Here is a 20,014-nt window from a genome sequence, read left to right on the forward strand (position 1 = left end):
TCAGCGCGTACCTCCGAGGTTGTTGTCACGTCCCGCGACGTTGATGCCGCCGAGGGCGAAGTTCCCGGTCACCGTCTGCTGGGCGATCACCGGGGCCTCCACACGCTGGGCTTTCAGAGCATCGATGAACTCCTGGATCACTTCCGGCTGGTCCTCGCCGAAGCAGGAGGCGAGGATCTCGCGCACTGGCACCTGAACGCCGCGCGCCATCAACGGCCGTTGGTCAGGCTCCAGCGCCGCGACCGCCTGTTCCAGTGAGTTCAGTCGCGCCAGTACCTCGGCCTCGCCTTCCGCTGCCTCGCCACGACGGCGACGGAAGAAGTCGACGAAGCTCTGCCGGGTGTACCCCCAGGCATCGGTGCCCATGGCTCCTGCCATGGCCGCACTGGCTGTGACCAGAAGATCGGTCGGTGTCGACACGACGGTTCTCCCCCATGTGTGCCTGATACAGACCGCCCTGACGTTCGCGAGCCAGCTGTGGTCTGCGACTTGTAGGGGGATGATATGTCCACGGTGATTGCGTGAGGCATCGATCACGCATGGTGGCCGGATTCCGTTGACTGCACTCGTTTTCACGTGTCCGCCGAGGCGCAGACGCGTGCCACTTCTGCCGACTGCGCAGGTCGGTTCCGTGCCGTGGCATGGATCGCTCTAAGACCGTGTCCTATGTGGGGGTCTGTCAATCGAACGGTGTAACGAGGGTGGTTGGGGTTACTGACGGGCTGCGGAGAGCCGGCCGTCGAAGGTGATGTCGAAGGCGTTCAGGGCGGTCTTCCAGCGCAGGGTCCAGCGGGCCTGCCCCTTTCCGGTCGGGTCGAGCGACATGATCGCCATGTAGACGCACTTCAACGCTGCCTGCTCGTTCGGGAAGTGCCCGCGGGCCTTGACCGCCCGCCGGATCCTGGCGTTCACGGACTCGATCGCGTTGGTGGTGCAGACGATGCGGCGGATCTCGGCGTCGAACCGGAGGAACGGGGTGAACTCCTCCCAGGCGTTCTCCCACAGGCGCACGATCGCCGGATACTTCCGGCCCCAGGCGTCAGCGAACTCGGCGAACCGCTCCAGGGCCGCGTCTTCGGTCGCGGCGGTGTAGACGGGCCTGAGGATCTTGGCGATCTTGTCCCAGTCCTGGCGGGCGGCATAGCGGAAGGAGTTCCGCAGCAGGTGGACCACGCAGGTCTGCACGATCGTCTGCGGCCAGACGGTCTCGACCGCGTCGGGCAGGCCCTTGAGACCGTCGCAGACGAGCATGAGGACGTCGTTCACGCCGCGGTTCTTGATCTCGGTGAGGATGTGCATCCAGTGTTTGGCGCCCTCGCCGCCGTCGCCGGCCCACAAGCCGAGGATCTCGCGCCGGCCCTCGACGGTGACGGCCAGGGCGACATAGATCGGCCGGTTGGTGACGGCGCCGTCACGGATCTTGACGTGGATCGCGTCGATGAACACGACCGGATAGACCGGGTCGAGGGGCCGGTTCTGCCATTCGGCCATGCCCTCGAGGACCTTGTCGGTGATCGTGGAGATCGTCTGGCGCGAGACATCGGCGCCATAGACCTCCGCGAGGTGGGCTTGGACCTCGCCGGTGGTCAGGCCCTTCGCGGACAGGGAAATGACCATCTCGTCCACGCCGGTCAGGCGCTTCTGCCGCTTCTTGACGATCTTCGGCTCGAACGATCCGTCGCGGTCACGCGGCACGGTTATCTCCACCGGGCCGACGTCGGTGAGCACGGTCTTCGCGCGGGTGCCGTTGCGGGAGTTGCCGTCGTCCTTCCCCGCCGGGTCGTGCTTGTCATAGCCGAGGTGGTCGGAGATCTCGCCCTCCAGGGCGGACTCCAGCAGCCGCTTCGTCAGCTGCTGCAGCAGCCCACCCTCGCCGGTCAGCTGCAGGCCCTCGGCCTGAGCACGGGAGACCAGCTCGTCGATCAGCCGGTCGTCCACCGCCCTCGCCGGCTGAGGCTCTATCGCCTCGCTGATCTCGGCCTCGGTCACGTTCTCACTGGTCATCGATGCATCCTCCATGATCGGGAGTTACACCGAACGATTTACAGTCCCCGCTGGCAACCCCGGCGTCACCTACCAAGAGGCGTTGAAGTGGGAGAGCCTCTGGCAACTCGAAGTTCTCCGGCTACGAGGGGTCTACGAGCGGTGGCTCTGGCACCTGAAGGCGCCCCGGCCGGAACGGACTCCCCTGCACGCCGGCCTCTTCAGTCCCGACTTTCTCTACGAGATGCGGTCAGCTCAGAGATCGGCGACGGGCAGCTGAACGATGCGGTGTCAGGCAGGCGTCCATGGACGCCCTGGATCCTGACCCAGCTGATCAGCTCGCGAACACCGCATCACAGAAGGGAAGGGCGTGAAAAACCGGTTCGCAGGAGGGTGCACCTTGTGTTCGGTGTGGGTAGCTGCGCACGGCGGCTTCTTGCAGCGAAGCGAGAGCGGCACCTGGGGGGTGCGCTGCCCAACGTGCCGTCACGTTGACGAGCTCGCCGAAGCGGGCGACTTTAACCCCGACAAGCTCGCGCTGCCCTCATCACCTCCGCCCGGAGCCGCTCCCGTCCTGCATCTTCGTGTTCTCGGTCTAAACCGATCCTGTTGGAAGTGCGGGCGGGCCACCACCTGTATCGCCGGCCTATATCCCGCTCGCCCGGCACGCGGCTACTGCGGGCTCTTCACTACAGAGAACCCTCGGACGATGGAACTCGCCGTGCACCTTCTGGAACGAAACGGACGGGCGGATCTGACGACGTCGGTGAAGTGCCGATACAGCAGGACTATGCGCGAACGACAGCTGACGAACGGGTGTCGGCACTGCGATGCCCTCCAAGGAAACCTCCCTGTCCAGGAGGAGGTGTTTGGTCAGGTCGTGGCAGCTGGTGGTCCGGACGGACTTAACACGCTACTCGTCGCCGAGTGCCCCATTCTGGAGTGGCAGGCGGTTGTGCACGACAACGGTGGCGGTGTAATCGCCGTCTGACGCAAAGCCCAATTGCAGAGGTCCCTCACGCCGAGCGCTCCTCGCTGGCAGAACTCTGCTGTTCGAGTTGCAACTCCCTCTTGCGCTGCTCTTCCTTCAAACGCTCCACGAACCGCGCGAACTTCCTCAGACGCTCCGCTTCGGAGAGCGGGTGCGCCGCATCCGGGCCCGCGTAGTCGTCGAGCATGAACTGCGAAGCGTTGTAGTGCTTTTCGATGTCGTCGGCCGTCGACTGCAGGTTGTAGCCGCGCTCCCGGAACTTGAAGTAACCAGTGATGCCCGCCGACACCCCCACCAGCGCGCTCAGCGCCGCAGTCGTGATGCTCAACGCCTTGTTGGCGCCCTCGTTCATCGCTACCAGCGTCGACGTCACAATCGACCCCGTGATGATGAGGACCTGGAACCAGTTGTGCACGCGCCGGTTCCTGGTGGCCCCCTGCCGGTACTGCTCAATCAGATCGAGCGAAGCTTCCCGGTAAATTCTCAGCCCGGACGGAGAATCGAGGGGCAATTTCGCGGCAGCCGTCTGCCGCTTCGACAATGCAGCCCGAAGCTCCGCGTTCTTATTGACGAGCTCCGTCCGGCCCTTCAACCACAACCGACCCATGAGAGCCGCCAGGCCGAGCAAGATCACTAGTCCGGCATACCTGGTAATGACGGGCTGGTCGCGCCACAGCCCCACAACCACCGTGTAGCCGAACAGCCCGGCAAGAGCCAGGGCACCAAGCTCTCCCAGAACATAAAGCCTCTGCCCTGCCCTCACCGCCTTGAGATCCGAGACGGCCTTCTCGTGAGTCTTGGCCTCCTCCCGATACAGCCGCTGGAGTTCGCGCTCCTGTTCCTCCGACAACCGCGAAGGCCCCTCACCCATACCCGTCATCACGCGTCTCCCCCGAAATCATGTTGCCGTTCGAGCACCCCATTTAAGGACCGAGCGACGTACCTCACGTACCAGGAACACCACATCGTACTGATCAGCAGTGACACCTGACACCTAGAGATAAGCATGAAGCTGTGGGAGCTCCGCAGCTACGAGCAGGTCATCAAGCTGGAGCAGGACCGGCTCATCTACCAGGCCCGCCTCCAGGCCCGCTACGGGCGCGCGTGGCGGCGCAGGGCGCCCGTCGAGTCCCTGATGCCGCTGCGCCTCGCGAAGTACGGCGTCCCGCTCGCCGAGACCGGCCCGGCCGGCCTGGCCGCCGCCGGCATCGAACCGGCCCTCCTGCCCCCGGCCCCGGAGCCGACGCCGGTGCCGGAACCGGTGCCCGCCGCGCCCGCTGTCGAGACGGCCCAGCAGCACCCGGAGCTGCCGCAGACGGCGGGCCCGGAGGAGCGGCAGCAGACGGAGGTCCCCGCGCAGCCCGCCGCCGACGACAACCCCTGGTTCCCGGCGCAGGCGACCGCCAAGGTGTACGAGGGCACGTACGACCCGGACTTCGAGGTCGAGGGGCCCGTCCCGCACCAGGTCCCCTCGGGCCCGGGCGGCCGCACCCGCCCGCTGGGCAACGTGGGCACGGTCGGCAGCACCGTGCCCGGCGAGCGGCCCGGGCAGACACCCGTCCAGGAGCCCGTGCCCGTACCGGAGCCCGTCCAGGAGCCCGCGCAGCAGTGGACGCAGGAGGACGAGGAGTTCGCGGAGATCGCGTACGAGGTGTTCTCCGCGTTCATCGCCGAGAACAACGACTACCCGAGCGTCCCGGTGCTCGACATACACCTGTCGGACGGGCACAACGTCCGCCACCCGCGCGGCGAGGCCCTGATCCGGCAGCTGATGCCGGAGTTCAAGCGGCGCTTCCACGCGGAGCTGGAAGCCGACCACATCGCGTAGGCGCGTCACGCACGAGGGGCCGCCTCCCACCCGGGAGACGGCCCCTCGACGCATCCGTGGCTACGCCCCCAGCAGCCGGCGCACCCGGTCCGCCCCCACCGCGAGCAGCAGCGTGGGCAGACGCGGCCCCGTGTCGCGGCTGACGAGCAGCCGGTAGAGCAGGGCGAAGAAGGACCGCTGGGCGGTCTTCAGCTCGGGCGTCGGCTTGGCGTCGGGCTCCAGGCCCGCGAGGACCTTCGGCACGCCGTAGACCAGCGTGGTCAGGCCGTCCAGGGACCAGTGCGTGTCCAGGCCCTCCAGGAGCAGGCGCAGCGACTCGCGGCCCTCGTCGTCCAGCGAGCCGAGCAGCTCCTTGTCCGGCTCGTCGCGCACGATGGTGCGGGCCTCGGCCGGAACCTGGGTGGTGATCCAGCTCTCGGCGCGGTCGAGGCGCGGGCGCGCCTCGTCGAGCGAGGTGAGCGGGTTCGCCGGGTCCAGCTCGCTGAGGATGCGCAGCGTCTGGTCCTCGGCACCGGCGGTGATGTCGGCGACCGAGGCGAGCGTGCGGTACGGCAGCGGGCGCGGCGTGCTCGGCAGCTCACCGGCGGCCGTGCCGACCGCGCGGCCGTACGCGGCGGCGTCGGCCGGGAGGACCGTGCCCTCGGCGACCTTGCGGGCCAGCGAGTCCCACTCGTCGTAGAGCCGCTGGATCTCCTGGTCGAAGGCGATCTTGAAGGACTGGTTGGGCTTGCGGCGGGCGTAGAGCCAGCGCAGCAGCGGGGCCTCCATGATCTTCAGGGCGTCGGCGGGGGTGGGCACGCCGCCCTTGCTGGAGGACATCTTGGCCATGCCGGAGATCCCGACGAAGGCGTACATGGGCCCGATGGGCTGGACGCCGTCGAAGACCTCGCGGACGATCTGGCCGCCGACGACGAACGAGGAGCCGGGCGAGGAGTGGTCGACGCCGCTGGGCTCGAAGATCACGCCCTCGTAGGCCCAGCGCATGGGCCAGTCGACCTTCCAGACGAGCTTGCCGCGGTTGAACTCGCTGAGCCGGACGGTCTCGGCGAAGCCGCAGGCGGTGCAGGTGTAGTTCAGCTCGGTGGTGTCGTCGTCGTACGAGGTGACGGTGGTGAGGTCCTTCTCGCAGTTGCCGCAGTAGGGCTTGTACGGGAAGTAGCCGGCGGAGCCGCCGCTGCCGTCGTCCTCGCCGGCCGCGCCGGAACCGGCCTCGGCCTCCAGCTCGGCCTCGTCCACCTTCTTCTGCTGCGGCTTCCTGCCGCCCTTGCCGGCCGCCGCGGGGTCCTTCTTGGTGCGGTAGCGGTCGAGGATGGCGTCGATGTCCGCGCGGTGGCGCATGGCGTGCAGGATCTGCTCGCGGTAGGTGCCCGCGAGGTACTGCTCCGTCTGGCTGATGGGGTCGTACTCGACGCCCAGCTCGTCCAGGGCGGCGGTCATGGCGGCCTTGAAGTGCTCGGCCCAGTTCGGGTACGCGGACCCGGCCGGGGCGGGCACCGAGGTCAGCGGCTTGCCGATGTGCTCGGCCCAGGACTCGTCGATGCCGGGGACGCCGTTCGGCACCTTGCGGTAGCGGTCGTAGTCGTCCCAGGAGATCAGGTGGCGCACGGTGTACCCGCGGCGGCGGATCTCGTCGGCGACCAGGTGCGGGGTCATGACCTCGCGGAGGTTGCCCAGGTGGATGGGGCCCGACGGGGAGAGGCCGGAGGCGACGACGACCGGTTTGCCAGGCGCACGACGCTCCGATTCGGCGATGACCTCGTCCGCGAAGCGGGAGACCCAGTCGGTCTCGGTGCTGCTCTGACTCTGAGCCACGGTCGGCACGTCCTTCTCTCGTGTAGGACTCGTAGGGGCACCGACCATTCTCCCAGGTGCGGGCCGCAGTACGAAAACGGCTTTGCACCCCGTGGGATACTGGACCGATCCTTTGTCCTCTACCGAAACGGCAGCCGGCTCATGGCCTCGGTCCCTTCCCTCGCTTCCACGCTCCAGCAGCAGCTGGCGGACGCCCTGACGGCAGCACTGCCGGAAGCCGGCTCCGCCGATCCGCTGCTGCGCCGAAGCGACCGGGCCGACTTCCAGGCCAACGGCATCCTGGCGCTCGCCAAGAAGCTCAAGGGCAACCCGCGCGAGCTGGCCGGCAAGGTGACCGACGCGCTCCCGGCCTCGGACCTGATCAAGGACATCGAGGTCTCCGGCCCCGGCTTCCTGAACGTCACGCTGACCGACCGGGCGATCACGGAGACCCTGGCCGCGCGCGCCGCCGACGGCGACCGGCTCGGCGTCCCGGCGAACGAGGCGGCGGGCACCACGGTCGTCGACTACGCGCAGCCCAACGTGGCCAAGGAGATGCACGTCGGCCACCTGCGGTCCGCGGTGATCGGTGACGCGATGGTGCGGATCCTGGAGTTCACCGGCGAGTCCGTGGTCCGGCGCCACCACATCGGCGACTGGGGCACGCAGTTCGGCATGCTCATCCAGTACCTCGTGGAGCACCCGCACGAGCTGGACCACGAGGGCGGCAAGGAGGACGGCGAGGCCGCGATGTCCTCGCTGAACCGGCTCTACAAGGCGTCGCGGGCCCTGTTCGACTCGGACGAGGAGTTCAAGGCGCGCTCCCGGGACCGGGTCGTCGCGCTCCAGGCGGGCGACGCGGAGACGCTGGCCATGTGGCAGCGGTTCGTGGACGAGTCGAAGATCTACTTCTACTCGGTCTTCGACAAGCTGGACATGGAGATCAGCGACCCCGACATCGTCGGCGAGTCCGGCTACAACGACATGCTGGAGGAGACCTGCCGCATCCTGGAGGAGACGGGCGTCGCCGTCCGCTCCGAGGGTGCGCTGTGCGTCTTCTTCGACGATGTGCTGGGCCCCGACGGGAACAAGGTCCCGCTGATCGTCAAGAAGACGAACGGCGGCTACGGCTACGCGGCGACCGACCTCTCCGCGATCCGGGACCGGGTGCAGAACCTCAAGGCGGACGCCCTGCTGTACGTGGTGGACGTACGGCAGTCGCTGCACTTCAAGATGGTCTTCGAGACGGCCCGCCGGGCGGGCTGGCTGAACGACGGCGTGAAGGCGCAGCAGCTCGCGTTCGGCACGGTGCTGGGCAAGGACGGCAAGCCGTTCAAGACCCGTGAGGGGGTCACGGTCCGGCTGGAGGACCTGCTGGACGAGGCCGTCGAGCGGGCGACCGCCGTGGTCCGGGAGAAGGCCGGGAAGGTGGGCCTGTCCGAGCAGGAGATCGTCGAGAACGGCCGGTACGTCGGCGTGGGCGCCGTGAAGTACGCGGACCTGTCGACCTCCGCCGTGCGGGACTACAAGTTCGACCTGGACCAGATGGTGTCGCTGAGCGGCGACACGTCGGTGTACCTCCAGTACGCGTACGCGCGTATCCAGTCGATCCTGCGCAAGGCGGGCGACGCGAAGCCGGTGGCGCACCCGGAGCTGGAGCTGGCCCCGGCCGAGCGGACGCTGGGCCTGCACCTGGACCAGTTCGGCGAGGTGCTGGCCGAGGTGGCCGCGCAGTACGAGCCGCACAAGCTGGCCGCGTACCTCTACCAGCTCGCCTCGCTCTACACGACGTTCTACGACCAGTGCCACGTACTGAGCGAGGACAACCCGCCCGAGGTGGTCGAGAACCGGCTGTTCCTCTGCGACCTCACCGCCCGCACCCTGCACCGGGGCATGGCGCTGCTCGGCATCCGGACGCCCGAGCGGCTCTGAGCGCGGCAGCTCGTTGAGGGCGGGGCCCGGCGGCACTCCGGTGGCGCCGGGCCCGCCCCTTCGCGGTTCCTACTCCGGCCGCCCCAGCGTCCATCCCGACACGTCGGACAGCCGGCCGCGCCACAGCGGCAGCCGCAGCGGGACCGCGCCCCCGCAGACGAGGGTCGCGTCCCGCAGGTGGATCCACCGGGGCAGGAAGGCGGTGTCCTCGTCCGCCTGCGCCTCCTTGATCCCCTGGTCCACCGTCTCGGGGAACTCCGCCAGGAGGTTCGCTCCTTCGCCCTCCACCTGGCGCAGGCTCCGCGCCCATTCCGCCTTCCACGCGTCGTGGCCGATCACCTCGCCGTGGAGCACCCCGGCGGGTACGGCCAGCGTCAGGGGCAGCCCGGACCGGGGCTCGCGGTCGAGCAGCCGGAGCAGCAGCTGGAGCTGGAGGTCGGGCACCGGGTGGGTGACCAGGGCGGGTGCGTCCCGGACGGGGGCGGCGGAGTCGGTCATCTGCTGTTCCCTTCGGCCACGGCCTCGTTCCGGCGCCGCGGTGGGCCGGAATTCCTCTGCCCGTCTGCCCGCGCACGGGTGCGTTCAATCTTCTGCCCCGCGTCCGGGAAAAGGGCCGGATACGCCTGGGACCCGAGGGAAGAAGAAGAATTCAGACCGTTCGACGATCATTTCTCCGGGGGAGAAAATGTCCGACCTCGATTCCACTGCGGTGTCACCTTCACCGCATCCGATGACGCCGGCCGAGCCCCCGCCGTCCAGGGCGGCCGACGCCCGGGCGGCGGCCAAGGCGTTCCTGGCGACGCTCCACCCGCGGCCGGCGGCGACGACCATCCAGGATCTGCTGCTCCTGGTGTCCGAACTGGTGACGAACGCGCTCCGGCACGCGGGCGCGGTGACCGCGCTCGCCTTCGGGGCGGACGAGGACACGCTGTACGTGAAGGTCGCCGACCCCACCTCCGACCGCCCGCAGCAGCGGACACCCGACCTCTGCGGCGGTACGGGCGGATTCGGCTGGCCACTGATCCTGAAGCTGGCCAAGAGGGCCGACATCCGCCCCCACGGCCTCTCCGGCAAGGTCATCGTCGTTTCGATGGCCCGCTGAGGCCGTTTCGATGGCCCGCTGAGGCCGTTTCGGTGCCCCGCTGAGACGGCGTGCTCTCAGAGGAACCGGCGCAGCGGCAGCACCGACGCCTCGCGGAGCCGTTGCGCGACGGGCCTGCGCCGCCACCTCCGGCCCTCGATGCGCTCGCTCACTTCCAGGTCCTCCGAGAAGTGGGCGTCGAGCGTCGCGGTGAGTTCCCGGTCCAGGACCGCGAGCATGACCTCCTCGTCGTGGTCCAGGGAGCGGCGGTTGATGTTGGTGGACCCGATCAGCGAGGCGACCCGGTCGACGGTGACGACCTTGGCGTGCATCATCGTCGGCTGGTAGTGGTGGATCTTCACGCCGCAGGCCGTCAGCCGCTCGTAGTACAGCTGCCCGGCCAGCTGGCAGACCCGTTTGTCGGTGTGCGGGCCCGGCAGCAGGATCTCGACCTCGACCCCGCGCCGCGCCGCCGCGCACATCAGCTCCACGAAAAAGGCGTCCGGGGCGAAGTAGGCCGTGGCGATCCTGACGCGTTCCTCGGCGGTCTCCAGGACGACCCGGAGCAGGGTCTGCATGTCCTGCCAGCCCATGCTGGCCGAGCCCCGCACCACCTGCACCACCGCGTCGCCCTGCGGCGGGATGTTCCGGAACCGGTCGCGGGCGTCGAACAGTTCGTCGTGGCACTCGGCCCAGTTCTGCGCGAAGGCCGCGGCGAGCCCGTCGACGGCCGGGCCCCGTACGCGGACGTGCGTGTCCCGCCACTCGTTCTCGTTCCGCGCGTCGCCGCACCATTCCTCGGCGATCCCGACGCCGCCGGTGAACGCGGTCTCCTCGTCCACCACGAGGACCTTGCGGTGGCAGCGGTGGTTCTGCTTCAGGGGTGACAGATAGAGGGGCTTGCGGAACCACGCGACCTGGACGCCCGCCTCCTCCATCGCCCGCAGCTGGCCCTTCTCTATGAGCCTGCTGCCGAACCCGTCGAGCAGCAGCCGCACCCGGACCCCGGCACGGGCGCGATCCGCCAGTGTGGCCGCGAACTCCCGCGCGATGTCGCCGCGCCAGTAGACGAACGTCATCATGTCCACGGTGTGTTCGGCGCGGCGGATGGCGTCCAGCATCGCGGCGAAGATCGCGTCCCCGTTCCGCAGCGGGACCAGCTCGTTCCCCTCGGTGGCGGCGATCCCGATGAGCCGTTCCAGCCGCCGTCTGAGGCGCTGCGCGCGCTCCACGAGGGCGGTATCGGCAGCGGGGTCCGCTGTCCGCAGTTCCGGTCTGTCGTCGGTGCCGCTGGTCATGTCTCGCTCCTCGAAGGTATTCGGTCGCTCGGTATTCGGTCGCTCGGGGCAGAGACCGTCTTCCCCGCGACGGGGGCGATATGACGGTCATCGCGCTCTCGCCGCCCGCTTCCGCCGCACGACCGGACCGACCCGGCATCAGCCGGCGGACGCGGTCCACGTCCGGAACTCCGTAACCAATGGGGGCCGTTGGCTCCATTGGTCTTGACCAATTTCCCCATGTATGAGAATCATGGCCGGAGTCGCCACAGAACCTTCATAACCGCTCCGCAGGAGACCCACGCACCATGCGCATACCGACCTCCGCCGCCCTCGCGGCGCTCGGCGGTGCCCTCGTTCTCGGGCTCACCGTCGCTCCGGCCGCCCAGGCCGCTCCCGCCTCGGCGGACTGCACCACCGACGCCTTCGGAATCGCCGGGACGTACGGCGAGTTCGTCCTCGGGGACGACGTCCACTCCCCCGACGCGGAAGGCGCCGTGGCCGTCGGCGGGAACGCCGACTTCACGGGCGGGTTCAGTGTCGGCAACGAGCTGACGGCCGCCCAGGTGGACGCCCTCCCGGGCCGGGCGTCGCTCGTCGTGCGCGGCGACCTGCTCAACGGCGGTTCCGCCACCGTCGTGATGAAGGGCAACGCCGTCGTCGGCGGCGAGGTCAAGGACCGCGCGGTCGAGCTGCACAACGGCACCTTCGGCAAGAAGGCCGATCTCATCGACTTCGACGGCGAGTTCGCGAAGCTCCGGTCGTACGCGGACACGCTGGCCAAGGAGTCGGCGACCTCCGGCGCCACGGTGGGCCTGGAGGGCAGCCGGCTGACGCTGACCGGCACGGACACCGGCCGCAACGTGTTCCCGGTCGAGGCGTCGCAGCTGGAGAAGGCGAAGGAGGTCTTCGTCAAGGTCCCGGCCGGGGCGACGACGATCGTCAACGTCACGGGCCAGACGTACGACATGCAGACGGCCGGCACGACGGGCTTCTTCCTGTCGGGCGGTCAGGACTTCGTCCTGGACGACAAGTCGCAGAGCGCGCAGGACGGCGCGGTCCGCGCCAAGCTGCTCTGGAACTTCCCGAACGCCACGAAGATCGTCAAGAACAGCCAGGCGGCCTGGCCGGGCAGCGTGCTCGCCCCGTACGCGCACCTGGAGCTGGGCAACGCCGCCCCGGTCAACGGCTCGGTGTGGGTGGCCTCGCTGCACGGCTCGGGCGGCGCGGAGACGCACCACTTCCCGTTCACCGGCTGCCTGCCCGAGGTGCCCGGCACCCCGAAGCCCGGCACGACGCCGAGCGGTACGCCCTCCACGACGCCCCCCGCGTCCCCCACTCCGTCGGCCTCGGTGCCGCCGTCCGGCAGCGCGACGCCCTCCGGCACTCCGTCCGGCACGACGACGCCGGGCGCCCCGGCCCCGTCCGCCGGCCCCTCGCAGCCCGAGGGCGACCTGGCGACGACCGGTAGCGGCAACATGATCCCGATCACCGTCGGAGGCGCCGTGGTCGTCGCCGCCGGTGCGGGCCTCGTGGTCATGGCCCGCCGCCGCAAGCGCGCCTGACCCGTTCGAGCGGCACGCGACCCGGGAGGGGCCGCGTGCCGCTCAGCGCTTCTCCCAGACCGAGGTGTCGTACCGGTAGTAGTACTCCGGGCGCCCCGCGATGCTGCTCGTACGGAACGGCTTGCCGCCGTCGTCCACGCGCAGGGTGCCCGTACGGCCGCCGCTGGACCAGTCCAGTTCCAGGTACCAGTTGACGTCGTGGCCCTCCACGTGGGCGTCGAGGTCGAAGACCTCCACATCGCTGGACGACACCCGGAACGGGAAGTCCTTGGCGGGCACGGTCTCGTCGCCCTGCTTCCCGGCGACCGGCTTGAGCCCCGGGCGGCTGTCGTCCAGGTCGATGTCGAAGGACTGGGGCTCGATGCCGCTGCCGCAGCCGTCGCCCATCGAGAACGCCGGCTGCTGCACGGGCGCCCGCTGGCTCAGCACCTTCACCCGGAGCCCGGTCAGGACGACGGCCTGCGCCGAGGTGCCCTGCACGGTCAGCTCCAGCTTCATGGAGCCGCCCTCCACCCCGCCGAGCGCCCGAGCCCAGCCCCGGGTGCTGTTGGGCGACGGCGGGGGCGGAACGGTCCCCGGGTCCTGGCCCAGCAGATAGAACTGCCCGCAGGGCTCCTCCCAGTTGTACGAGCTGATGGTCACCGTGGGCGGGCGCCCCGCCCCGCCCACAGGCGCACCGGTGGTGCGCGAGGCGGACGGTGACGTGCGTACGGAGGGACTGGCCGAGCCCGTGGTGGCGGAGGCGCTGGGCCGCTTCGACGCGCTGACCGAGGGCGAGGGGCCGGACGGGGACGGGGAGACGGCGTCGGCGTCCTCCCCCGCCGTCGTGGCGCTCGCATCCGGGGCGCCCGCGGCCGCTTCCGAACCGGTCTGCTTGAGCCGGCCGACGACGACGGCGGTGGGCACGGTGAGCGCGACGACGGCCGCGGCGGCGAGGAGCACCCGCGTACGGGCGGAGGCCCGGCGCCAACGGGAGGGGGCGGGGGCCTCTCCACGTACGGGCTCCGAGGCCATGGGCTCAGGCACCCGCGCGGGCTCGGGCTCCCGGCTCGCAGGCTCCTCGGGCTCCGGCTCCGCGCGCGCAGGCTCCACCGCCTCCGGCTCCACGGGCACGGGCACGGGCGCGGGCTCCACCGCCCCTTCCGGAACCGGCGCTTCCGCAGGAACCGGCGCTTCCGCCTTCCCCCGTCCGCGCGCCGCGTCCGCGAGGATCCACCGGCGGTGGACCTGCACCATCTCGTCGGCGGTCGCCCCGCACAGACGCGCGAACCGCTCCACGGGGGCGAACTCCCCCGGGACGGCGTCCCCGTTGCAGTACCGGTGGAGCGTCGACGTACTGACGTGCAACCGGCCCGCGAGCACCCCGTAGCTGCGCCCCGAACGGTCCTTCAGTTTCTTCAGCAGGGCCGCTAGTTCCTCGGCCTCCGGCGTCGCCACTACGGCGTTCCCCCTCCTGGTCCGTCCCGGATCACCGTTCCAGGGACGCGAGATCTGCCCAGGTCACAGTACGCGCAGGCATTCCAGCATCCCCAATGGTGTGTCGGGCGTTGCGGCCGGAATCCGTCGTGCCACAAGCTCGGACCACACCGCAACGACCACGGGGACCGACCAGTGCGAACCCTCTTCCGCGTCGAGCTGGCCGATGCGCTGGCGATCGGGGTGCTGATCGTGACGACCGCGATCGTCCTGCTCCTGATCTGCCGGAACTGACCACGCCGGCCCGACCGCACACCTGGCACGACCGAACACATGACACGACCGAACACACTCACGGGGAGTACCACCATGCGCAGCAACCGCAGCATCCGCACCACCGTCCTCGCGGCGACCGCCGTGCTCGCCGCCCTCTCGCTCACGGCGTGCGGCGGGGACGACGGCACCGACGCGAAGAAGCCGGCGGCGTCCGTCCGGGCGACGGGCGACGCCCCGTCGGCCACGCCGGAGAAGGACTCGACCGCCGCCACGGACACCGAACCGGCCGCCGACACCACCGGGACCGCCGACAAGCCCGCCGACAAGCCCGCCGACAAGCCCGCGGACTCCGCCGCGAAGCCGGCGTCCAAGCCCCGGCCCAAGCCGAAGCCGAAGTCCCCGGTCACCTGCACCGGCGCGAACACGAAGGTCACCGTCACCAAGGTGAGCCGCCCGGTCAACCACCTGCTGCTCACGGCGACCAACACGGGCGACCGCCCCTGCTACGCGTACCACGCGCCGATGCTCCGCTTCGACGGCGCGCAGGCGGTGTTCCAGGTCCTCGGGTCCAGCAAGCCGCAGGCCGTGGTGACGCTCGCGCCGGGTCAGTCGGCCTACGCCGCCATCGGCCTGACGGGCGAGCCGAACGGCCAGAAGCCGTACCCGAGCAAGCACCTCGGCGTCACCTTCGCCGACCGCAACGACGGGCCCGTCAACTCCGCGTCGACCGAACTGACGCTGCCCGCCGGCACCTACTGGGACGACAACGGCTTCGTCACGTACTGGCAGAGCGAGATGGACCAGGCGCTCGTCTACTGACCGCCCAGCTCGACGTCGAACCAGATCCGATGCGTGCCGTCCTCGTCGACGGCGAGCCCGCCGCCCCCGCTGATCCCGGCGAGGGCGGCGGTCCCGCTCCCCGGCACGACCGAGAAGAACTCGTTCGCCCGGTCGCTGCCGCTGGTGGCGGCCGAGTGCACGAAGTTGAACGTCCCCTCGTGCCCGGCGAGCGCCCCCTCGAAGGACTCCATGGCGACGTACGTACCGACCCCCGACGCCTGGTCGAAGGCAGCGGTGAACAAGGTCGTGGACCGCCCCGCCACCTCCCCCTCGAAGGTCTTCACGATGGTCGCCACCCCGACGGGCAGCGCGGTGACGACCTCGGGCTCGGGCTTCAGCCCGGAGGGGACGAAGGAGTTGACGGTGAAGGTTCCGGAAGCTCTCATGCGCCCGATCGTAGGCGCGGGGTACGACAGTTGCTGTTCTAGGTAGAACAACTCATGCGCGGCGGTCGCACACCTGATGGAATCGCCCCCATGTCACAGACCGACGCCCCGGACGACACCCTGGACGACTTCCCCCGGAACCCCTGGATCGCTCCGCTGGCCTCGACGGTCCTCACGCTCCCGGCGGTGTTCTTCGCGCTCCTCTTCAGCATGCTGGCGCCGATGGCCTGCGACTCGTGCACGGAAGAGGAGAGCCACCGCTTCGACGCGAGCTTCGGCCCGGCCTTCGCGGTCTCCTGCTGCGGCCTCGCCCTGAGCCTCTGCGTACTGCTCGCGAGCTGGGTGTGCATGCGGAAGAGGCCGGCGGCCTCGGTCCTCCTCGCCGTGGCCGCCCCCCTCACCGTCGTGTTCACCTGGATGCTCTTCATGGGCCTGGTGGACACGCCGTAACGCTTCTCCGCTCAGCCCCGCAGGCGCTGCGCGACCTCCGTCGCCCAGTACGTCAGGATCAGCTGGGCGCCCGCGCGGCGGATACCCGTCAGGCTCTCCATGATCGCCGCGTCGCGGTCGATCCAGCCCTTCTCGGCGGCGGCCTCGATCATGGAGTACTCGCCGCTGATCTGGTACGCGGCCACCGGTACGTCCGACGCCTCCGCGACCTTGGCCACGATGTCCAGGTAGGGACCGGCGGGCTTGACCATGACCATGTCCGCGCCCTCTTCGAGGTCGAGCGCCAGCTCGCGCAGGGACTCGCGGATGTTGGCCGGGTCCTGCTGGTACGTCTTGCGGTCGCCCTTGAGCGAGGAGCCGACGGCCTCGCGGAACGGCCCGTAGAACGCCGAGGAGTACTTCGCGGTGTACGCGAGGATCGAGACGTCCTCGTGGCCCGTCTGGTCGAGCGCGTCGCGGATGACGCCGACCTGGCCGTCCATCATGCCGCTGGGGCCGACCACATGGGCGCCCGCGTCGGCCTGGACCTGGGCCATCTCCGCGTACCGCTCCAGGGTGGCGTCGTTGTCGACGCGGCCGTCCCCGGTCAGCACACCGCAGTGGCCGTGGTCGGTGAACTCGTCCAGGCACAGGTCCGACATGACGATGAGATCGTCGCCCACCTCCTCGCGCACCGCGCGCAGCGCGACCTGGAGGATGCCGTCCGGGTCGGTGCCCGCCGTGCCCCGGCCGTCCTTCTTCTCGTCCAGCGGGACGCCGAACAGCATGATCCCCGAGACCCCGGCGGAGACCGCGTCCACGGCCGCCTTCCGCAGGGTGTCCAGGGTGTGCTGCTGCACGCCGGGCATGGCCGAGATCGCGACCGGGGCGTCGATGCCCTCGCGGACGAACGCGGGCAGGATCAGGTTGGCCGGATCGAGCCGTGTCTCGGCGACCATCCGCCGCATCGCGGGGGTCGTCCGCAGCCGACGGGGCCGCGAGCCGGGGAAGTTTCCGTACACAGTCATCCTTCGAGCGTAGACCCGCGCGGACCGGGCTCTTACCGACACCGGTGCCGGGAAAGCGACGGGGCCCGGCCGCCTCCGAAGAGGTGGCCGGGCCCCGCGTCACAGCACCGCTCAGGTCGTCGTACGCCGCCTGCGCGCACCCGGACGCCGCTCGCTGGGCCGGGTCACCGGGTCGCCGGCCTCCCGCGCCGCGTCCCGGCGCCGCGCGCCGAACTCCGCGAGCGCCTCGGCCAGCTTGTGCACCGAGGGCTCCGGCGACAGGACGTCCACGCGCAGCCCGTGCTCCTCTGCCGTCTTCGCCGTGGCGGGGCCGATGCAGGCGATGACCGTCACGTTGTGCGGCTTGCCCGCGATGCCGACCAGGTTGCGCACGGTCGAGGACGAGGTGAAGAGCACCGCGTCGAAGCCGCCGCCCTTGATCGCCTCCCGGGTCTCGGCCGGCGGCGGCGAGGCGCGGACCGTGCGGTACGCGGTGACGTCGTCCACCTCCCAGCCGAGCTCGATCAGCCCGGCGACCAGGGTCTCCGTGGCGATGTCGGCACGCGGCAGGAAGACGCGGTCGATCGGGTCGAAGACCGGGTCGTACGGCGGCCAGTCCTCAAGGAGCCCGGCCGCGGACTGCTCGCCCGACGGCACCAGGTCCGGCTTCACGCCGAAGTCGATCAGCGCCGCGGCGGTCTGCTCGCCGACCGCGGCGACCTTGATCCCCGCGAAGGCCCGGGCGTCGAGCCCGTACTCCTCGAACTTCTCCCGGACGGCCTTCACGGCGTTGACGCTGGTGAAGGCGATCCACTCGTACCGGCCGGTGACCAGGCCCTTGACCGCCCGCTCCATCTGCTGGGGCGTACGCGGCGGCTCGACGGCGATCGTCGGCACCTCGTGCGGCACGGCGCCGTAGGACCGCAGCTGGTCGGAGAGCGAGGCCGCCTGCTCCTTCGTGCGCGGCACGAGGACCTTCCAGCCGAACATCGGCTTGGACTCGAACCACGCCAGCTGGTCGCGCTGGGCGGCGGAGCTGCGCTCGCCGACCACGGCTATGACCGGCTGGTGCCCCTCCGGCGAGGGGAGCACCTTGCCCTGCTTGAAGACCTGGGCGATCGTCCCGAGGGTCGCCGTCCAGGTGCGCTGGCGCGTCGTCGTGCCGCCGGCCGTCACGGTCAGCGGGGTGTCGGGCTTGCGGCCCGCCGCGACCAGCTCACCGGCGGCGGCGGCCACCGCGTCGAGCGACGTCGAGATGACGCACGTGGCGTCGCTCGTGCCGACCTCGCTCCAGCAGCGGTCGGTGGCCGTACGGGCGTCGACGAACCGTACGTCCGCGCCCTGCGCGTCCCGCAGCGGCACCCCGGCGTACGCGGGCACGCCGACGGCGTTCGCGACGCCCGGGACGACCTCGAAGGGAATGCCGGCGGAGGCGCAGGCCAGCATCTCGGCGGCGGCGTTCCCGTCCAGGCCGGGGTCCCCGGCCACGGCACGGACGACCCGCCTGCCGCCCTTCGCGGCCTCCATGACAAGATTGGCGGCATCCCTGAGAACGGGTACCCCGGCGGCTGTTGACTGCGCGTCAAGAACCGCCAGCTCAGGGGTGCTTACCCCTGCCCGCGCATGGCTGCGGACGACGCCGAGAACATCCGGTTCGGCGACAAGGACGTCCGCGCTCGCGAGCGCCTCGACGGCGCGCAGGGTCAGCAGTCCCGGGTCGCCGGGACCGGCGCCGAGGAAGGTGACGTGCCCTGCGGAGTGGACCGGGAAATCGGATGCGGCGGGGCCGGTGGGGCTCAAAGTGCTCGCTCCCCCATAAGACCGGCCGCACCCTTGGCAAGCATGTCGGCCGCGAGTTCGCGACCGATCGCCGCCGCGTCGTCGTGCGACGTGGGAACGGGACCGGTGGTGGACATCTGCACCAGCGAGGCACCGTCGGTGGAACCGACGACACCGCGCAGGCGCAGTTCGTTGACAGCCTGACCGTCGGCCAGGAGGTCGGCCAGCGCACCCACGGGTGCGGAGCAGCCGGCCTCCAGGGCGGCGAGCAGGGCACGCTCGGCGGTCACGGCGGCCCGGGTGTACGGGTCGTCGAGCTCGGCGAGCGCGGCGGCGAGGTCGGCGCTGCTCGCAGCGCACTCGATCGCCAGTGCTCCCTGGCCGGGAGCGGGCAGCACGGTGTCGACCGACAGGAAGTCGGTCACCTCACCGCTGCGGCCCAGGCGGCTGAGCCCGGCCGCGGCGAGAACCACCGCGTCCAGCTCGCCGTCGCGTACGAACCCGATCCGGGTGTCGACGTTGCCGCGGATCGGAACGGTCTCGATGTCGAGGCCGTGGCTTCGGGCGTACGCGTTGAGCTGGGCCATGCGCCGCGGCGAACCGGTGCCGACGCGGGCGCCGGACGGCAGCTCCGCGAAGGTCAGCCCGTCCCGGGCGATCAGCACGTCGCGGGGGTCCTCGCGCACCGGCACGGCGGCCAGCACCAGGCCCTCGGGCTGCGCGGTCGGCAGGTCCTTGAGCGAGTGGACGGCGAAGTCCACCTCGCCGCGCAGCAGCGCGTCGCGCAGCGCGGCGACGAACACGCCGGTCCCGCCGATCTGCGCCAGGTGCTCCCGGGAGGTGTCCCCGTACGTGGTGATCTCCACGAGTTCGACGGCGCGCCCGGTCACCTCGCTGACCGCATCGGCGACGTGGCCGGACTGGGCCATGGCGAGCTTGCTGCGCCTGGTCCCCAGTCGCAGGGGTGAGTTGTCGGTCATGACCGCCCTCGATTCGGGTCGTTCAGGTCTGCCCGGGAGACGGCGGCGACCGTCTGCGGGTCGAGGTCGAAGAGTTCGCGCAGCGCGTCCGCGTACCCGGCGCCGCCGGGCTCGCTGGCGAGCTGCTTGACCCGCACGGTGGGCGCGTGCAGGAGCTTGTCGACCACGCGGCGCACGGTCTGCGTGATCTCGGCGCGCTGCTTCTCGTCCAGGTCGGGGAGGCGTCCGTCCAGCCGGGCGATCTCGTCCGCGACCACGCCGGCGGCCATCGTGCGCAGGGCGACGACGGTCGGGGTGATGTGGGCGGCGCGCTGGGCGGCCCCGAAGGCGGCGACCTCGTCGGCGACGATGGTGCGCACCTGGTCCACATCGGCGGCCATCGGGGCGTCGGCCGACGCCTCCGCGAGCGACTCGATGTCGACGAGGCGCACACCGTCGAGGGGGGCGGGGGCC

At 70.4% G+C, this 20,014-nt stretch carries 17 protein-coding genes and 2 pseudogenes; 7 read left to right on the forward strand and 12 right to left on the reverse strand.

Annotated features, from left to right (window positions below):
• Together ACN6LM_RS13830 and ACN6LM_RS13835 are read right to left on the reverse strand one after the other, a co-directional pair.
• On the reverse strand, nucleotides 1-420 hold the full coding sequence (locus tag ACN6LM_RS13830; RefSeq protein ID WP_445065647.1) for a hypothetical protein: 420 nt from the start codon (nucleotides 418-420) through the stop codon (nucleotides 1-3).
• 291 nt (nucleotides 421-711) lie between these two features.
• The gene (locus tag ACN6LM_RS13835) at nucleotides 712-1,974 is read right to left on the reverse strand and encodes an IS256 family transposase (RefSeq protein ID WP_445065665.1); all 1,263 of its coding nucleotides are present in this window, start codon (nucleotides 1,972-1,974) and stop codon (nucleotides 712-714) included.
• Nucleotides 1,975-2,692: 718 nt separating this feature from the next.
• Between ACN6LM_RS13835 and ACN6LM_RS13840 the strand changes: the two genes are divergently transcribed.
• Nucleotides 2,693-2,974 (forward strand): hypothetical protein, encoded by a 282-nt coding sequence (locus tag ACN6LM_RS13840; RefSeq protein WP_445065648.1) that lies wholly within the window; start codon nucleotides 2,693-2,695, stop codon nucleotides 2,972-2,974.
• Between the two features lie 25 nt (nucleotides 2,975-2,999).
• On the opposite strand, the gene ACN6LM_RS13845 is transcribed toward ACN6LM_RS13840, so the two are convergent.
• Nucleotides 3,000-3,854: a DUF4231 domain-containing protein gene (locus ACN6LM_RS13845; RefSeq protein WP_445065649.1), complete on the reverse strand. Its 855-nt coding sequence runs from the start codon at nucleotides 3,852-3,854 to the stop codon at nucleotides 3,000-3,002.
• A 126-nt stretch (nucleotides 3,855-3,980) separates the two neighbouring features.
• On the opposite strand from ACN6LM_RS13845, the pseudogene ACN6LM_RS13850 reads away from it, so the two are divergent.
• Nucleotides 3,981-4,802: pseudogene (locus tag ACN6LM_RS13850) on the forward strand (DUF2637 domain-containing protein); the annotation flags it as partial.
• A 60-nt stretch (nucleotides 4,803-4,862) separates the two neighbouring features.
• On the opposite strand, the gene lysS reads toward ACN6LM_RS13850, so the two are convergent.
• A complete protein-coding gene (gene lysS / locus ACN6LM_RS13855; RefSeq protein ID WP_445065650.1) occupies nucleotides 4,863-6,623 on the reverse strand; it encodes a lysine--tRNA ligase in 1,761 nt (586 codons plus the stop codon).
• A 132-nt stretch (nucleotides 6,624-6,755) separates the two neighbouring features.
• On the opposite strand from lysS, the gene argS reads away from it, so the two are divergent.
• Complete coding sequence (gene argS / locus ACN6LM_RS13860) at nucleotides 6,756-8,525, forward strand: arginine--tRNA ligase (protein WP_445065651.1); 1,770 nt, start codon at nucleotides 6,756-6,758, stop codon at nucleotides 8,523-8,525.
• A 69-nt stretch (nucleotides 8,526-8,594) separates the two neighbouring features.
• Here argS and ACN6LM_RS13865 read toward each other — a convergent pair whose 3' ends face one another.
• Entirely contained in the window at nucleotides 8,595-9,023 is a 429-nt protein-coding gene (locus ACN6LM_RS13865) for a hypothetical protein (RefSeq protein ID WP_445065652.1), read from the reverse strand.
• 232 nt (nucleotides 9,024-9,255) lie between these two features.
• Between ACN6LM_RS13865 and ACN6LM_RS13870 the strand changes: the two genes are divergently transcribed.
• Nucleotides 9,256-9,627 carry an ATP-binding protein gene (locus tag ACN6LM_RS13870; RefSeq protein ID WP_445065653.1) on the forward strand — a complete coding sequence of 124 codons (372 nt, stop codon included), beginning with the start codon at nucleotides 9,256-9,258 and terminating at the stop codon, nucleotides 9,625-9,627.
• A 56-nt stretch (nucleotides 9,628-9,683) separates the two neighbouring features.
• Here the strand turns inward: ACN6LM_RS13870 and ACN6LM_RS13875 are convergent, their stop codons facing one another.
• On the reverse strand, nucleotides 9,684-10,904 hold the full coding sequence (locus ACN6LM_RS13875) for a phospholipase D-like domain-containing protein (protein ID WP_445065654.1): 1,221 nt from the start codon (nucleotides 10,902-10,904) through the stop codon (nucleotides 9,684-9,686).
• A gap of 287 nt (nucleotides 10,905-11,191) precedes the next feature.
• On the opposite strand from ACN6LM_RS13875, the gene ACN6LM_RS13880 reads away from it, so the two are divergent.
• Nucleotides 11,192-12,448 (forward strand): choice-of-anchor A family protein, encoded by a 1,257-nt coding sequence (locus ACN6LM_RS13880; RefSeq protein ID WP_445065655.1) that lies wholly within the window; start codon nucleotides 11,192-11,194, stop codon nucleotides 12,446-12,448.
• A gap of 42 nt (nucleotides 12,449-12,490) precedes the next feature.
• Here ACN6LM_RS13880 and ACN6LM_RS13885 read toward each other — a convergent pair whose 3' ends face one another.
• A complete protein-coding gene (locus tag ACN6LM_RS13885; protein WP_445065656.1) occupies nucleotides 12,491-13,885 on the reverse strand; it encodes a helix-turn-helix domain-containing protein in 1,395 nt (464 codons plus the stop codon).
• Nucleotides 13,886-14,233: 348 nt separating this feature from the next.
• On the opposite strand from ACN6LM_RS13885, the gene ACN6LM_RS13890 reads away from it, so the two are divergent.
• On the forward strand, nucleotides 14,234-14,959 hold the full coding sequence (locus ACN6LM_RS13890; protein WP_445065657.1) for a DUF4232 domain-containing protein: 726 nt from the start codon (nucleotides 14,234-14,236) through the stop codon (nucleotides 14,957-14,959).
• On the opposite strand, the gene ACN6LM_RS13895 is transcribed toward ACN6LM_RS13890, so the two are convergent.
• Nucleotides 14,953-15,366 (reverse strand): DUF3224 domain-containing protein, encoded by a 414-nt coding sequence (locus tag ACN6LM_RS13895; RefSeq protein ID WP_445065658.1) that lies wholly within the window; start codon nucleotides 15,364-15,366, stop codon nucleotides 14,953-14,955. The two genes, ACN6LM_RS13890 and ACN6LM_RS13895, sit on opposite strands and share 7 nt — an antisense overlap.
• A 90-nt stretch (nucleotides 15,367-15,456) precedes the next feature.
• Between ACN6LM_RS13895 and ACN6LM_RS13900 the strand changes: the two genes are divergently transcribed.
• Complete coding sequence (locus ACN6LM_RS13900; RefSeq protein ID WP_445065659.1) at nucleotides 15,457-15,816, forward strand: DUF983 domain-containing protein; 360 nt, start codon at nucleotides 15,457-15,459, stop codon at nucleotides 15,814-15,816.
• Between the two features lie 11 nt (nucleotides 15,817-15,827).
• Here ACN6LM_RS13900 and hemB read toward each other — a convergent pair whose 3' ends face one another.
• From hemB to ACN6LM_RS13920, 4 genes and pseudogenes are all read right to left on the reverse strand, one after another.
• Nucleotides 15,828-16,823: a porphobilinogen synthase gene (gene hemB, locus ACN6LM_RS13905; RefSeq protein WP_445065660.1), complete on the reverse strand. Its 996-nt coding sequence runs from the start codon at nucleotides 16,821-16,823 to the stop codon at nucleotides 15,828-15,830.
• 111 nt (nucleotides 16,824-16,934) lie between these two features.
• Nucleotides 16,935-18,602 carry a uroporphyrinogen-III synthase gene (locus ACN6LM_RS13910; protein WP_445065661.1) on the reverse strand — a complete coding sequence of 556 codons (1,668 nt, stop codon included), beginning with the start codon at nucleotides 18,600-18,602 and terminating at the stop codon, nucleotides 16,935-16,937.
• Nucleotides 18,599-19,561 (reverse strand): hydroxymethylbilane synthase, encoded by a 963-nt coding sequence (gene hemC / locus ACN6LM_RS13915; protein WP_164398636.1) that lies wholly within the window; start codon nucleotides 19,559-19,561, stop codon nucleotides 18,599-18,601. The genes ACN6LM_RS13910 and hemC overlap by 4 nt, the downstream gene beginning before the upstream one ends.
• Nucleotides 19,558-20,014, reverse strand: a pseudogene (locus ACN6LM_RS13920) (glutamyl-tRNA reductase); the annotation flags it as partial. The gene hemC and the pseudogene ACN6LM_RS13920, both read right to left, overlap by 4 nt.

The sequence above is a fragment of the Streptomyces sp. SAS_281 genome (assembly GCF_052542855.1).